Source organism: Streptomyces sp. NPDC029292 (assembly GCF_055569295.1).
In genome coordinates this window covers 50296-64807 of record NZ_JBVHXR010000004.1, presented here as the reverse complement: position 1 = coordinate 64807, position 14512 = coordinate 50296, and the positions used below count along the sequence as shown (strand labels likewise).

Annotated in this window: 15 protein-coding genes; 12 read left to right on the top strand and 3 right to left on the bottom strand. The window is 69.9% G+C overall.

The features are described from left to right. Window positions 1-68: 68 nt before the first annotated feature. From ACZ4WS_RS11435 to ACZ4WS_RS11415, 5 genes are all read left to right on the top strand, one after another. Entirely contained in the window at window positions 69-659 is a 591-nt protein-coding gene (locus tag ACZ4WS_RS11435) for an RNA polymerase sigma factor (protein WP_467979391.1), read from the top strand. Beyond that, window positions 656-1726 (top strand): zf-HC2 domain-containing protein, encoded by a 1071-nt coding sequence (locus ACZ4WS_RS11430; protein ID WP_467979389.1) that lies wholly within the window; start codon window positions 656-658, stop codon window positions 1724-1726. Before ACZ4WS_RS11435 ends, ACZ4WS_RS11430 begins: the two co-directional genes overlap by 4 nt. A gap of 41 nt (window positions 1727-1767) precedes the next feature. Beyond that, a complete protein-coding gene (locus tag ACZ4WS_RS11425; protein ID WP_467979387.1) occupies window positions 1768-2547 on the top strand; it encodes an ABC transporter ATP-binding protein in 780 nt (259 codons plus the stop codon). A 176-nt stretch (window positions 2548-2723) separates the two neighbouring features. After that, complete coding sequence (locus ACZ4WS_RS11420; RefSeq protein WP_467979385.1) at window positions 2724-4091, top strand: hypothetical protein; 1368 nt, start codon at window positions 2724-2726, stop codon at window positions 4089-4091. Then, on the top strand, window positions 4088-4717 hold the full coding sequence (locus ACZ4WS_RS11415; RefSeq protein WP_467979384.1) for a hypothetical protein: 630 nt from the start codon (window positions 4088-4090) through the stop codon (window positions 4715-4717). Before ACZ4WS_RS11420 ends, ACZ4WS_RS11415 begins: the two co-directional genes overlap by 4 nt. Window positions 4718-4765: 48 nt before the next feature. On the opposite strand, the gene ACZ4WS_RS11410 is transcribed toward ACZ4WS_RS11415, so the two are convergent. Next, a complete protein-coding gene (locus ACZ4WS_RS11410) occupies window positions 4766-5302 on the bottom strand; it encodes an HNH endonuclease (protein ID WP_467979383.1) in 537 nt (178 codons plus the stop codon). Between the two features lie 272 nt (window positions 5303-5574). Between ACZ4WS_RS11410 and ACZ4WS_RS11405 the strand changes: the two genes are divergently transcribed. Both ACZ4WS_RS11405 and ACZ4WS_RS11400 read left to right on the top strand, forming a co-directional pair. After that, complete coding sequence (locus ACZ4WS_RS11405) at window positions 5575-6672, top strand: mechanosensitive ion channel family protein (RefSeq protein WP_467979381.1); 1098 nt, start codon at window positions 5575-5577, stop codon at window positions 6670-6672. Window positions 6673-6916: 244 nt separating this feature from the next. Further along, on the top strand, window positions 6917-7510 hold the full coding sequence (locus ACZ4WS_RS11400) for a Uma2 family endonuclease (protein WP_467979379.1): 594 nt from the start codon (window positions 6917-6919) through the stop codon (window positions 7508-7510). A gap of 102 nt (window positions 7511-7612) precedes the next feature. Here ACZ4WS_RS11400 and ACZ4WS_RS11395 read toward each other — a convergent pair whose 3' ends face one another. Together ACZ4WS_RS11395 and ACZ4WS_RS11390 are read right to left on the bottom strand one after the other, a co-directional pair. Further along, window positions 7613-8167 carry a hypothetical protein gene (locus ACZ4WS_RS11395; RefSeq protein WP_467979378.1) on the bottom strand — a complete coding sequence of 185 codons (555 nt, stop codon included), beginning with the start codon at window positions 8165-8167 and terminating at the stop codon, window positions 7613-7615. Between the two features lie 47 nt (window positions 8168-8214). Further along, on the bottom strand, window positions 8215-8469 hold the full coding sequence (locus ACZ4WS_RS11390; RefSeq protein ID WP_467979377.1) for a hypothetical protein: 255 nt from the start codon (window positions 8467-8469) through the stop codon (window positions 8215-8217). Window positions 8470-8967: 498 nt separating this feature from the next. On the opposite strand from ACZ4WS_RS11390, the gene ACZ4WS_RS11385 reads away from it, so the two are divergent. The 5 genes from ACZ4WS_RS11385 to ACZ4WS_RS11365 all read left to right on the top strand — a co-directional run bounded on the left by ACZ4WS_RS11385 (window position 8968) and on the right by ACZ4WS_RS11365 (window position 14509). Then, window positions 8968-9819 carry a hypothetical protein gene (locus ACZ4WS_RS11385; protein WP_467979376.1) on the top strand — a complete coding sequence of 284 codons (852 nt, stop codon included), beginning with the start codon at window positions 8968-8970 and terminating at the stop codon, window positions 9817-9819. Window positions 9820-10016: 197 nt separating this feature from the next. After that, complete coding sequence (locus ACZ4WS_RS11380; RefSeq protein WP_467979374.1) at window positions 10017-11228, top strand: ROK family transcriptional regulator; 1212 nt, start codon at window positions 10017-10019, stop codon at window positions 11226-11228. Window positions 11229-11298: 70 nt separating this feature from the next. Next, window positions 11299-12645 (top strand): ABC transporter substrate-binding protein, encoded by a 1347-nt coding sequence (locus tag ACZ4WS_RS11375; RefSeq protein ID WP_467979372.1) that lies wholly within the window; start codon window positions 11299-11301, stop codon window positions 12643-12645. Window positions 12646-12662: 17 nt separating this feature from the next. Next, on the top strand, window positions 12663-13604 hold the full coding sequence (locus tag ACZ4WS_RS11370) for a carbohydrate ABC transporter permease (RefSeq protein WP_467979370.1): 942 nt from the start codon (window positions 12663-12665) through the stop codon (window positions 13602-13604). 2 nt (window positions 13605-13606) lie between these two features. Further along, window positions 13607-14509 carry a carbohydrate ABC transporter permease gene (locus tag ACZ4WS_RS11365; RefSeq protein WP_467979368.1) on the top strand — a complete coding sequence of 301 codons (903 nt, stop codon included), beginning with the start codon at window positions 13607-13609 and terminating at the stop codon, window positions 14507-14509. Window positions 14510-14512: the final 3 nt, after the last annotated feature.

Below are 14512 nucleotides of genomic sequence, written 5' to 3'. Positions count from 1 at the left end.
GGGTTGCCGCGGCGTGAACCGATGGCCCCGAGGGGGTCGATAGACGGGGTGTGAGACTGTTCCGCCCCATGAGGGGCCACCGGGAGGACGCTACGGACGCGGCGCTGCTGCGGGCCGTCGCGGACGGGGACTCGGCGGCGATGGCCGCGCTGTACGACCGGCATGCCGGGTGGTTGCACACGCGGCTGACCCGGCGGTGCGCCGACCCCGAGGTCGTACGGGAGGTGCTGCAGGACACCTTCGTGACCGTGTGGCGGTCGGCGGCCGCACACCGGGGTGCGGAGGCGGGCGGCTGGCTGTGGACGATCGCGGCGCGGCGGCTCGTCGACGCGCGGCGGGTGCAGGAGCGGGCCGCGCGGGTCGAGTACGCGGCGCCCGGGCCCGCGCCCTCCGCCGAGGAGCGCGTGCTGGCGGGCCTGGAGTACGGGGACGTGGGTACGGCCCTTGACCGCATCTCGCCCGAACTCCGCGACGTGCTGCGCGCCACGGTCATCGACGGGCTGACCACCCGCGAGACGGCCCGTCTGCTCGGGATCCCCGAAGGCACGGTGAAGACCCGCGCGATGCGCGCCCGCGCCGAACTCCGCGCGGCCCTCGCCCACCTGAACCCGTCCTTGAACCCGTCTCTGGCCCCAACCCCGCTGGGAGGCCCGGCATGACCGGCTGGCACGCCCCCGACGATCTCGTCGCCCGTTACGCGGACGGCTCCCTCCCGGAGACCGACGCCTGGTCCCTGGAGAAACACCTGGAGAGCTGCGGGACGTGCGCCGCACGTGTCTCGCGCGCGGCCCGTGCGGGGGCGGCGGGAGTGGTGCTGGCGGAGGTACGGGACGCGGTCCTTGCCGCGGTGCGCGAACCGGCGTCGGCCGCTGCACGGGGCTCGGCGTCCGCACAGGCCTCCGCGTCCGCACAGGCCTCCGCGTCCGCACGGGCCTCGGTATCCGCACCCGCGCCAGGGCACGCGCCGGCCGTCAGGGGGCGGCTCGGGCTACGGCCGGTCGCGGGCGGCACCGCCCGGCGTGGCCGGTTGCCCTGGGCCGCCCCGCATGCCGTTCCCGCCGTCGGGGGACGGCTCGGACGGATCGGACGGATCGGACGGATCGTGTGGGCCGCCGGGCCCGCCCTGCGTGGGGCCTGGGCCGGGGCCGTCGTGCTGGTCGCCGTGGGGGCGCTCGCGCTCGCGTACGGGGGCGGGTTCGACGGCGCGCGGCCGCTGCTGCTGGCCGTGGCGCCGGTCGTACCCGTGGCGGGGGTCGCCCTCTCGTACGGGCGGCACGCCGATCCGCTGCACGAGATCGTCGCGACGTCGCCCTCCGGCGGGCTGCGGCTGGTGCTGATGCGGACGGCCGGCGTGCTGGCGGTGAGCGTGCCGCTGCTGACGGTGGCGGGACTGCTGCTCCCGCCCGCCGGCCCGCGCGTGCCGCAGGCACCAGCGGCGGCCGCCTGGCTGCTGCCCGGACTCACCCTGACGCTGGCCACGCTGGCGCTTGCCGGGTACGTGGGCTGCCGTACCGCCTCCGCGGTGGTCGGCGGCGGCTGGCTGCTCGCGCTTGCGGCGCCCGTCCTCACGGCCGCCGGCCCCGTCATGACGACCCGCCTCACGCACCAGCTCTCCCTCTACTTCACCGGCGCCTCACCGCAGGCGGGCTGGGCGGCGGCGTCCGCGCTCTGCGCCCTCCTCCTCGCCGCGCGCCGTTCCGCGTACGACCGTCTGGAGACGATGTGAACACCCTTGGTTTGCCCGGCACTTCGATGACGGACGACGGTATGGGCACCGGAACCGCCTCCATCCGGGTCTCCGGACTGACCGTCCGGCACCGCAAAACCACCGCCCTGGACGCCGTCGACCTGGACTTCGGCCCCGGCGTCCACGGTCTGCTCGGCCCCAACGGCGCCGGCAAGACCTCCCTCATCCGCGTCCTCGCGACGGTCGCGGAGCCCACCGCGGGCCGGGTGGAGATGCTCGGCAGCGACCTCCGCCACCACCGGGAACGCAGTGCGGTCCGCCGGGAACTGGGCTATCTGCCGCAGGACTTCGGGTACTACCCGGGGTTCACGGTGCGGGAGTTCGTGGCGTACGTGGCCTGGCTGAAGGAGGTGCCGGGATCGGCCGCCCCGGCCGCGGTCGAGCGGGCCGTGGCCCGGGTCGGGCTCGCCGACCGTATCGACGCGAAGGTCAAGACGCTGTCCGGCGGCATGATCCGGCGCGTCGGCATCGCCCAGGCCATCGTGAACGACCCTCGCGTCCTGCTCCTCGACGAGCCCACCGCGGGCCTGGACCCGGAGCAGCGTGTCGAGTTCCGCGCACTGCTGCGGGACCTGGGCCGGACCGCCATCGTGCTCGTCTCCACCCACCTGGTGGAGGACGTGGCCGCGGCCTGCACGGACGTCATCCTGATCGAGGCCGGCCAGGTCGCCTACCGCGGCACGCCCCACTCCCTCGCCGCCCTCGGCGCCGACGGCCACGAGTCCGACGGCAACGCCATCGAGCGCGGCTACACCACGGTCCTGCGCGGCCACCGCGCTTCGACGGGGGCCGCCCGATGAACGTACGCATCCAGCCCGACGGGGACCACCCGGCAACCACGCACACCCAGACCGACGAAGACCGCCGAACAAACCCGCGGCCCGAACCCGACGGCAGCCGCCCGACAGACCCACAGACCCAGCCCCGCGGCAACCGCCCGGCAGTCCCTCAGCCCCAACCCCACGGAAGCCCCCGGATGAGCGCGCCCACCCGGGAGGCGCCCGCCCGGAGTGCGGGCTCCGCCCCGCACCCCCTCCGCGTCGAGTCCCTTCGCGGGTTCGCCCCCTGGGCAGCCGCGGCGCTGCTGCTCGCTCTCGCCTGGATGCTCGCCGCCACGGCGGCGCAGTGGCAGGGCAGTTGGGGTGAGACGACAGGCAAGCTGGGCATCGCGAGCGGCATGATCATCGTTCCGTTCGCGCTCGCCGCGGGGGCCTGGCAGGGTGGCCGGGAGCGTCGGCTGCGGATGGTGGAACTGCGAGCCTCGACCGCTCGTACACCACTCGCCCAGCTCCTGACGGCCGCCCTGCCGCTCGCCTGCTGGCTCGCGGCGGCGTACCTGGTGGCGGTGGCCGGCGTGCTGCTCGCCTGCGCGCGGTACGCGTCGGCGGGCGGCCCGGTCCCGACCGTCTTCGCGGGGACCGCACTCTCGATCGCCGCGTGCACACTGCTCGGTCATGTGGCCGGGCGGGTGATGCCCTGGCGGCTGACCGCTCCCGTGCTCGCGATCTGCGGATACGTCCTGTTGGGCACCGTCGGCCACTCGCAGTCGGGCCTCCGTCACCTCGCCCCCGCGTACCTGCGCTTGTTCGGCGACGAGGACGTCCCGGTCTGGTGGTATCCGCTCGTATCGGCCCTGTGGGCGGCCGGGCTCGCCGCCGCCGCGGCCCTGGCCCATGCCGCGTACCGCCGCGCCACCGCGCTGCTGCCGCTCGCGGCCGCGCTCTGCGCCGCCGTCCTCCTGGTCCACACGGGCGACGGCGTGCTGCGCGACAACCCGCTCGCCCACCGCCAGGTGTGCGACGACTCCACCACCCCGCGCGTCTGCGTCAACGCCACCTACCCCGGCATGCTCCCGGAGGTGACCCACGCGCTGTCCGGTCTCACCGGCCGGCTGAAGGGCGTGCAGAACCTCCCGGTCCGCTTCGAGGACCTGCCGCGCCGCCCGCACAACGACGAGGCAGAACTGCCGATGCTCACCCCGTTCGGCTGGTCGTCCGTCCGCGGCAAGGTGACCGATCCGGAGCAGTACGCCTGGGAGGGCGCCGTGACGTTGGTCCGCCCGGAGTGCGAGGAGCCGCCGTCCGCGCAGCGCATCCAGGTCACCGACGAGGCCGTACTGCGCTGGCTGGCCCCGAACTCCGTACAGAAGGACATACGCGAGCGCTCCGTGGCATCGGCCCGGCAGCGGGGTGACACAAAGGACCTCGCGAAGTACCGCGCCGAGGACAAGGCGTACGCGCACCTCACCGCCATGACCGACAACGAGCGCCGCTCCGTGCTCAGCCGCTACTTCGCCACGGCCCAGGACTGCGACCCGAACCCGAGCGAGGTCCCGTCCCTGTGAACGCCCTGCGCAGAGTCACCCCGCTGACCCCTCTCGTCCTCTACGCCCGCTCCCGTGCCCTCCCGACCACCCTGGCCGCCCTCGCCTGCGCCGCCCTCCTCACCCTCTGGGTGGCGAGCCGCACGGACATCTACCTCGACCCGTACCGCAGGGTCCCGCTGCTCTCCCTCGCCCCGCTGCTGGCCTCGGCGGCGATCGGTGTGAGCTTCCACTCGTACGCGCGGGACCTGGACGACACCGCCGTACGCCCCTGGTGGCCGAGGCGCCTGGCCCATCTGCTGGCCCTCACCGCGCTCGCGGCGGCGGTGCTCGCGCTCGCCGTGCCGGGGCACACACAGGTGTTCGGTGCGGCGGGGATGGTCCGCAACACGCTGGGCGCCGTCGGCATCACGGCGGCCGGGGCGGTGCTGTTCGGCGCCCGGGCGAGCTGGATGCCGACGACGCTGTACTTCAGCGCCGTATACCTGTCGACCGCCTCGCCGCGTGTGAGTAAGGAGACAGTCCTGGCCTGGCCCACGCAGACAGGCCCCCAGCACGGCGCCTGGGCCGCCGCCCTCGCACTCTTCGTGCTGGGCACGGCACTCTACGCGGTGCGCGGTTCCCGCCCCGAAGGGCCCCGCGTCTGACGCGGGGCCGCACGGGGCCAGGCCTCGGGTATGCAAAAGCCCGGATCGTCAGGCAGAGATGCCGTCGATCCGGGCCATCGCGTCCTCCGCGCCGTACGGCTGCAGGTAGGGCAGCCAGCGCGGGTCCCTATGCCCGGTTCCGATGATGCGCCACGCGAGCCCCGACGGCGGGGCGGGTTTATGGCGCAGGCGCCAGCCGATCTCGACCAGGTGACGGTCGGCCTTGGTGTGGTTGCAGCGGCGGCATGACGCCACCACGTTTTCCCAGGCGTGCTGACCTCCGCGGGAGCGCGGGATGACGTGGTCGACGCTGGTTGCGACGCCACCGCAGTACATGCACCGGCCGCCGTCGCGAGCGAACAGAGCTCGCCTGGTCAGCGGAACGGGCCCCCGGTAAGGGACCCGCACGAACCTCTTCAGCCGGACCACGCTGGGTGCGGGGACAGTAACGGTTGCACTATGCATAAAGGCGCCGGATTCCTCGAGGCAGATGGCCTTGTTCTCGAGGACGAGGACGAGCGCGCGGCGGAGCGGTACGACGCCGAGCGGCTCGTACGACGCATTGAGGACCAGGACATGCGGCACGGATGCCTCCTTGTACGCCGGCGGCGCGTGGCTCGCGCCGGGACGATCTGTGGCCAGTGTCCCCGAATGCCTGGTGGAAGCGCCACCATGTCCCGGTAACGGGCTGGGAGTGTTTTCGACCACACCTTCTTCATCCCCAGGTGAGCACAGTCTCTCCCTCGAACATGGCAACGATCCACACACAATGCCCCGTTAGTGTGGTGGTTCTGCCCGACCGGTGCCCCTCACGTGTCCCAGCCGCGGGCAGACCGCTACGCCTGGAGGTACCTGCCGTGTCCCTGCCCGTCCTATTGGCCGCCGGTTCGACCCCGTCGCCGTCCCCCTCGACGTCGACGCACCCGACGGTCGCCACGCTTCAGGACGCCCAGGAAAGTGCGACCAACGCCGCCAGCTGGGTCGAGCAGAACTGGTCCACCTGGCTCAGCATCGGCCTGCGGGTCCTGCTGATCCTGGTGATCGCGGCGGTACTGAGAGTGGCGGTCCGGCGCGCCATCACCAAGCTGATAGAGCGCATGAACCGCACGGCGCAGGCCGTCGACGGCACCGCGCTCGGCGGCCTGCTGGTCAACGTCGAGCGCCGCCGCCAGCGCTCCCAGGCCATCGGCTCGGTGCTGCGCTCGGTCGCGTCCTTCCTGATCATGGGCACGGCCGCGCTGATGATCCTCGGCACGTTCGAGATCAATCTGGCCCCGCTGCTCGCCTCCGCGGGGGTGGCCGGTGTCGCCATCGGTTTCGGTGCGCGCAACCTGGTCACCGACTTCCTCTCCGGCGTCTTCATGATCCTCGAGGACCAGTACGGCGTCGGCGACTCGATCGACGCGGGCGTCGCCTCCGGCGAGGTCATCGAGGTGGGCCTGCGCGTGACCAAGTTGCGCGGCGACAACGGCGAGATCTGGTACGTCCGCAACGGCGAGGTCAAGCGCATCGGCAACCTCTCCCAGGGCTGGGCCACCGCCGGCGTCGACGTCACCGTCCGTGCCTCGGAGGACCTGGACCACGTCCAGTCCGTCCTGAGCGAGGTCGCCGAGGCGATGAGCAAGGAAGAGCCCTGGAACGAGCGCCTGTGGGGCCCGATCGAGATCCTCGGCCTGGACAGCGTCCTCCTGGACTCGATGGTCGTCCGCGTCTCCGCCAAGACCATGCCCGGCAAGGCGCTGAGCGTCGAACGCGAGCTGCGCTGGCGCATCAAGCGCGCCTTCGACGCCGCCGACATCCGCATCGTGGGCGGCGCCGCGGCGGCGGAGCCGGAGGAGGAGCCCGCTGACCCGACGGCGGCCGTGGCGGCCCCGTCGGCCCTCGCGAACCCGACATCGCCGCAGTCCGTGGCGGCTGCGCCGATCGTGCCCGCACCGTCGGCCGCTCCGAAGTAGCGGACACAGCCGGTACGAAGGAGGCGGCGCCCGGGTGTTCCGGGCGCCGCCTCCTTCGTATGTACGGCCCGCCGACCGCCGGAGCGGTTCAGCACGCTCGTTCGAGTGAACGGGCGCGGAATCCCAGGTCGTGAGGCGACCGGTTGACCCATCGTTCGGCCGGGGCACCCAGCGCGGGCTTAGCCTGACACCAGCTCGACGAGGAGGACCAGCGATGAGCGCCGAACCCGTTATGGAGGCGGTCATGAATCCGAAGCAGGACCCCATCGATCTGCTGATCGCGATCGAGGAGGCGTCAGAGACGCCGATTCGACCCGAGTACATCGAGGGGATGGCCATCGTGCCACCGGCACCGAACGACAACCACAACGACGGCGCCTTCGAGCTGTCCTTCCAGTTCCGCTCCGCCGGGATGCGCCTCGTGGGCATGGGCAACGGCTACCGAGCGGCTCATAAGGACGGCAGCACCATGTCGCTGCTCATCCCGGACTTCTACGTCCGCCGCCGCAGGCCCTCCGAACTGGACGAGTTGTACTGCAAGGCCCACAAGGGCTGGTACCCCATCGACATGATCGCCCTGGTCGGCGAAGTCACCTCCACCAACCACGAGACGGACACCGGCCCCAAGCTACGCACCTACGCCGCCGCCGGAGTCCCTGTCTACGTCCTGATCAACCGCAACACGAAGACGGCCCACTGCTACTCCGAGCCGATTCTCCCCGGCGAGGACCCCGCCGAGGCGCACTACGCCACCGAGGTCAAGGTCGACCTGGGCCACCCACTCCCGCTCCCCGCCCCGTACCCCGCACTCGACACAGCTCCCTTCCTGGACAGCTGATGGGGAGTGCCGTCAGCCGAACCAGTTCACGTCACTGAGCTGACTGCCGGGACGCGACGTACTGCATCAGGACCCCGCCGGCCATGGATTCGTACGCTGCCCTCACGCCGGCTTCTCCTCCGCAAGCCTCTCCGGCCGAACCTGCTCGACGGCCACCAGGCCCCCGGCCCGTGCTATCTGGCACACCGCGACAAAGGATGACCCCTTCCCCAGACCGGCCACCCCCAGGAGGCCTTCTCCGTCGTGGACATCGAGGAGGACGGTCCCCGAGGCCGCGTCGAAGGTCATCGATCCCCAGACGGATCGGTCCGAACGCCCAGGACGCCACCGGAAGTGGATTTCCTCGCGGCCCTTCTCGGCGACGTCGGCGACGAGGAACGCCCGGTCCGACGCGGTCAGTTCGCCACGGATCCGCTCCTGCCAGCCGTCCGAGACGGGTGCCGTGCGCAGCAGATGCGTCTGCCGCTCGTCCAGGGCCCCGGCCGAGAGCGGCACGCCGACCCCACGAGCCCGCCTCCTCAGCAACAGCACCCCGATGGCCGCCGTTGCGAGACTCACGGCGCCCCACCCCGCGAGGCTGCCGGCCACCTGGTCGCCCACGGCTTCCCAGGTGAATTTGTCCGGCCAGAGGGAGAAGGCCAGCTGAGTGACCATCACGGAGACGCACCTGCCCGCGGCCGCGCCCCAGCACGCCAGCAACAGCCTCATGAGCGGGCCGCCGGGCAGAGCATGTCCCAGGCCTCTCGGAACCACTCGTCCTTCGCGGGTACGACGCCACACTCGATCGAGGCGCCACCGCTCCCGTACCAGGACGTGACGCTGCCGTAGAGCGGCGCGGCCTTCCCGCTGCGCCAAGCAGCAGAAGACGGCGTGCCGGAGGCAGCCGACGAAGCACCGGACCGCGTCTCGCAGGACACGGCAGCAGCCGTCAGCAGACACACCGGTCCCGCCCATGCCATGCGGTTCGCCTTCATACAGTCACTTCCGGAGAGTTCGGCTCAGGTTGGGGATGTTCGGGCTGGAGCCCTGGACGCCCGGCACCGTACGTCATCAAAAAACGGGGACCTGTGAGCGTGCACAGGACGGACAGGCCACCGTCACCACATGGTGACCTCGAACCGCGCCAACACCCTTGACGCATCCAGGCACAGAGGACTCAAGCAGTTCACGCCTGTGATGGGACTGTGCGGACACCGCCGAAGCATTCCTGCCACATCGGACAGATGGGCCCCAATGCCCGCCGCACGGCCCCGACCTGCATTTATGGAGGATCGTGACGAAGTCGTGATGGACATGAACCGGGCCGGGATCCATCGCTCCCGCCTGGCAGGAATTAATGCTCTTCACAGGTCGCCCGCACACCCGACACATTCGCCCACCCCTTATCGTCACCCTCAACCGCGGGCCCTTGTTCTGGTGCTCAACGCCCAGGTGTCCGCTTCGAATGTGGGGAATCCATGCGCAAATACGCCATAGGCGCCGCCGTTTCCGGTGCCCTGGCTCTGTCCGCCCTGGCCGTGCCGACCGCGTCGGCCGCCACGCCGGACCTCACCTTCTCCGATGTGGTGGTGAACGGCGGGAAGGCGATCGTCGTCGGGACCACCAGCACGGTGAAGATTCCGGTCACGTACACGCTGACCCGCCCGTCCGACCTCGTGATCGACTACAAGAACAACGCCGCGGGCATCGCGCTCTACCGGGGCTCCCTCTCGGCCATCGGCAACGAGATAGAGAGCGAGGACGCGCCCAGCTGCACCGCCACCGCCACGACCGACACCACGGTGACGGAGTCCTGCACCGAGACGATCGCCCTCGATCCGATGGACTACCTGTTCGAGGCCGCGGACGCCACGACCTGGAAGGTCGCCGGCTTCTACGGACACATCGCCGAGGACAACGACGACTCCGACGGCCACGTCAGCTTCGAGTACGGCTACGACATGTGGGGCGGCCTCGGCACGGCCCAGCTGAAGCGCGCCGCCAAGCTCACCACCAACGCCACCCCGGAGCCGGCCGTCGCGGGCAAGACGATCACCGTCAAGGGCGCCCTGACCCGGGCCAACTGGGAGACGAGCAAGTACGCGGGCTACCAGGGCCAGTCGGTGGTTCTCCAGTTCCGGGCCAAGAGCAGCGACACCTACACGACCGTGAAGACGGTGACCTCCGGCACCGCCGGGGCCCTGTCGACCACCGTGAAGGCCTCGAAGAGCGGCTACTTCCGCTACAAGTTCGCGGGTACGTCCACCACCGGCGCGAAGACGTCCACCGGTGACTACCTCCAGGTGGACCCGGCGCCCATCAAGCTGTAAGGCGCACGCCGGCACCCAGCCGCCCCCGCAGGTAACGACTCTGTTGCCTCGGGGGCGGTTTCTATTGACGCACGCTCTGCCGTCGGCCTACTTTCCTCTCACCCAATAGGAAACTTTCCTAACAATGATCTTGGCGTGGACTTCCCCGCCCGGTCACTGGAAAGCTGGGCAGTCGAGAGAGGCAGGTGTCGACACACATGGCAGGATCCGCCGGTACACCGGGCACTCCGCGCGTCCTGCGCGCCATGAACGACCGCACCGCCCTCGATCTGCTTCTCGCGCACGGACCCCTGTCGCGGACCAGGATCGGGAAGCTCACCGGGCTGTCCAAGCCCACCGCCTCACAGCTCCTCGCCCGCCTGGAAGCGGCCGGACTGGTGCTCGCCACCGGCACCAGTGAAGGGCGCCCCGGCCCCAACGCCCAGTTGTACGTGGTCAATCCGGGCGCGGGCTATGCGGCGGGCCTGGACGTCACCCCCGAACGGATCCTCGCCGCCGTCGCGGACATCACGGGGCGGACGGTGGGCGAGTACGAGCTGCCCACACCCGGACGCCGCCCCGCCCAGCCCGTCGTACGCCAGGTCACCGACGCCCTCGACGGCGCGGTGAAGGCGGCGGGGCTGGCGAGGGACGACGTCCGCCGGCTCGTCATCGGCACCCCGGGCGCCTTCGACCCCAACACCGGCCGACTGCGCTACGCCTCTCACCTGCCCGGCTGGCACTCCCCCAGCCTCCTCGACGAGCTCGCCGCCGCGCTGCCGATGCCCGTCGAGTACGAGAACGACGTCAACCTCGTCGCCATAGCCGAGCAGCGGCTCGGTGCCGCCCAGGGCCACGAGGACTTCGTCCTGCTGTGGAACGAGGGCGGTCTCGGCGCCGCGCTCGTCCTCGGCGGCCGGCTGCACCGCGGCTGGACCGGCGGCGCGGGCGAGGTCGGCTTCCTGCCGGTGCCGGGGGCGCCACTGGTGCGACAGGTGACCAAGGCCAACAGCGGCGGTTACCAGGAGCTGGCCGGTTCGCAGGCCCTTCCCAAGCTGGCGCGCGAGCTGGGCATCAAGGACGTACCCACAGGTCCGTACGCCGAGGTCGCCGCCGCCCTCGTCAAGCAGGCCGCCACCATCAACGAGGGGCCGCACCAGCGGCTCCTGGAGACGTACGCGACCGGTCTCGCCACCGGTCTCGCCTCGCTCGTCTCCGTGCTCGACCCCGAGCTCGTCGTGCTCAGCGGCTCCTCGCTCACCGCGGGCGGCGAACCGCTACGAGCACTGGTCCAGGCCGAGTTGGAGGAGCTGGCCGCTTCCCGGCCGCGCCTCGCCGTCGGCGACGTCCACGAACACCCCGTGCTGCGCGGCGCGTTGGAGAGCGCGCTGGCAGCCACCCGCGACGAGGTCTTCGACACCTCCCGCTGAGTCCCTCCTCGGCCCTTCAGTCCCTTTCGCGAACACCACCACCCCTGCCCTGCCCTAGGGAGACCCCGTCATGCCCGAAATGTCCCGGAAGGCGGCCGCCGCGCTCGCCGCCTCCGCCTCGATAGCCCTCCTCGCCACCGCCTGTACCGGCCAGGCAGACAAGCCGTCCTCTGGCGCGAACGACGACGCGTCCAAGAAGACGACGATCAACTTCTGGCACGCCTGGAGCGCGCCCAGCGAGGTCAAGGCCGTGCAGTCACTGGTCGCGGGCTTCGAGAAGGCACACCCCAACATCCACGTGAACATCGTCGGCAACATGACGGACGACAAGATCAACCAGGCGCTGCGCGCGGGCGGCGACAAGGCCCCCGACGTCGTCTCCTCCTTCACCACCAACAACGTGGGCAAGTTCTGCTCGTCCGGCGCCTTCGTCGACCTCAATCCCTTCTTCAAGAAGGCGGACATCGACCCGGAGAAGACCTTCCCGGCGGCGATGAACGAGTACACCCAGTTCGACGGCAACCGCTGCACGGCGCCGCTGCTCGGTGACGCGTACGGGCTCTACTACAACAAGACCGCCTTCAAGAAGGCCGGAATCACCAGCCCCCCGAAGACCTGGTCCGAATTCGAGGCCGACGCCAAGAAGCTGACCATCACCAAGGGCGACTCCTACTCGCAGCTCGGCTTCATGCCGAACTACCACGGCTGGGAGTCCACCACCGAGCACTACTTCGGGCAGTTCTCACCGACGTACTTCGACAGCAGCGGCAAGTCGAACATCGCCAAGGACCCGGCTTTCACGGCCGGTTTCACCCTCCAGAAGAAGCTCGTCGACGAACTCGGCGGCTACAAGAAGCTGGAGACCTACCGCTCCAAGCTCGGTGACGAATGGGGTGCCAAGCACCCCTTCCAGACCGGTCAGGTCGCCATGCAGCTGGACGGCGAGTGGCGGCTCGGCATGGCCGAGGAGGCCAAGCCCGGCTTCGAGATCGGCGTCGCGCCGCTGCCCGTACCTGACGACCAGGCCGACCAGTACGGCAAGGGCTACATCACCGGCACCATCGCGGGCATCGCGTCCACCAGCAAGAAGCAGAACGCGGCCTGGGAACTGGTGAAGTACATGACCACGGACACGGACGCGGTGGTGGGCTTCGCCAACGCCATCCACAATGTGCCGTCGACACTCGCGGCTCTCAAGTCGCCGAAGCTGAAGTACGACCCGCGCTTCAAGACGTTCCTGGACATCGCGTCGAACCCGAACTCGACGACGACTCCCGCGTCCATCAACGGCGGCACCTACCTCGTGACGATCCAGCAGTTCGGATACGACTACGAGAGCGGCAAGACCAAGGATCTGAAGGCGGGTCTGGAAAGCACCGCCAAGCAGATCGACACGGACATCGCGCAGGCGAAGTAGTACGGAGCCATTCGGAAATGAGCACCGTCACGCTGGCTTCGAAGCGCCGTCGCTCGGCGCTGCGGACCCTCGCCTTCATGTCGCCCTGGCTGATCGGCTTCGCGGTCTTCTTCGCGTACCCGCTGATCTCGACCGTCTACTTCTCCTTCATGCACTACGACGGCTTCAGACCGCCGACGTGGAGCGGGACGAAGAACTGGAAGTACGTCTTCGAGAACTACCCGCTGTTCTGGCCCGCGTTGCGCAACACCCTGTGGCTGGTCGTCGTGACGGTCAGCCTGCGGGTGGTCTTCGGACTCGGCGTCGGACTGCTGATCACGAAGATCAAGACGGGTACCGGCGTCTTCCGCACCCTCTTCTATCTCCCCTACCTCGCCCCGCCGGTCGCGGCGACCATGGCCTTCGCCTTCCTCCTCAACCCCGGTACGGGACCGGTCAACTCGATCCTGGAGAAGGTCGGCATCCCGGCGCCCGGCTGGTTCAACGACCCCACCTGGTCCAAGCCCGCGCTGACCCTGCTGGCTCTGTGGGGCATCGGCGACCTGATGGTCATCTTCATGGCCGCGCTGCTCGACGTGCCTCAGGAGCAGTACGAGGCGGCCGAGCTGGACGGCGCCTCGGCGTGGCAGCGGTTCCGGTACGTCACGCTGCCGAACATCTCGCCGATCGTGATGTTCGCGGTGGTCACCGGCGTGATCCAGGCCATGCAGTACTACACGCAGCCGCTGATCGCCGGAAAGGTCGCCTCGGGTGTCATCCAGGGCGCCGGCACGCAGTTCGAGCCCGGCTATCCCGACAAGTCGACGCTCACCCTGCCGCAGCTCGTCTACAACCTCGGCTTCCAGCGCTTCGACTACGGCTCCGCCTGTGTGGTCGCGCTCGTGCTGTTCGCCCTGTCCATGGTGTTCACCGCGTTCCTGATGCGGCGCCGGGGCGGTCTCATCCAGGCAGGTGACTGACCATGACACAAGCACCCCACGTACTCGACAGGCCCATGCAGTTGAAGGCACCCGTCTCGCCCGCCGAGCGCACCGCCCGCCGCAAGGCCCTCCTGGAATGGGTCGCGATCCACGCGCTGGGCGTGGCGGCCGCCCTCTTCTTCGTCCTGCCCTTCGTGTTCGTGTTCCTGACCTCGCTGATGAGCGACAGCCAGGCACTCAGCCGTGATCTGATCCCGCACACCTGGGAATGGGCCAACTACAAGAAGGTCTTCGACACCCCCGGCTTCCTGACCTGGTGGAGGAACACGCTGCTGTACGCCGGTGCGGGCACCGTCCTCACCGTCGTGTCGTCGATCCCCGTCGCCTACGCGCTTGCCAAGTTCCGCTTCCGCGGCCGGAATCTCTCCCTGATGCTGGTCATCTCGATGATGATGCTGCCGCCGCAGGTCGTGATCATCCCGATGTACCTGTTCTGGGCCAAGCAGCTGGACCTGTCCGGCACCCTCTGGCCGCTGATCATCCCGATGGCGTTCGGCGACGCGTTCTCGATCTTCCTGCTGCGCCAGTTCCTGATGACCATCCCGAACGAGTACGTGGACGCGGCGAAGGTTGACGGCTGCGGGGACCTGAAGACGCTCCTGAAGATCGTCCTGCCGATGGCCAAACCGGGCATCGCCGCGGTCGCGCTCTTCCAGTTCTTCTACGCCTGGAACGACTACTTTGGGCCGCAGATCTACGCCTCGGAGAACCCCGGCGCGTGGACCCTCTCCTACGGCCTGGAGTCGTTCAAGGGCGCACACCACACCGACTGGAATCTCACCATGGCCGCGACCGTGCTGGTCATGGCCCCCGTGATCCTCGTGTTCTTCTTCGCGCAGAAGGCGTTCGTCGAGGGTGTCACGCTCACCGGAGTGAAGGGTTGACAG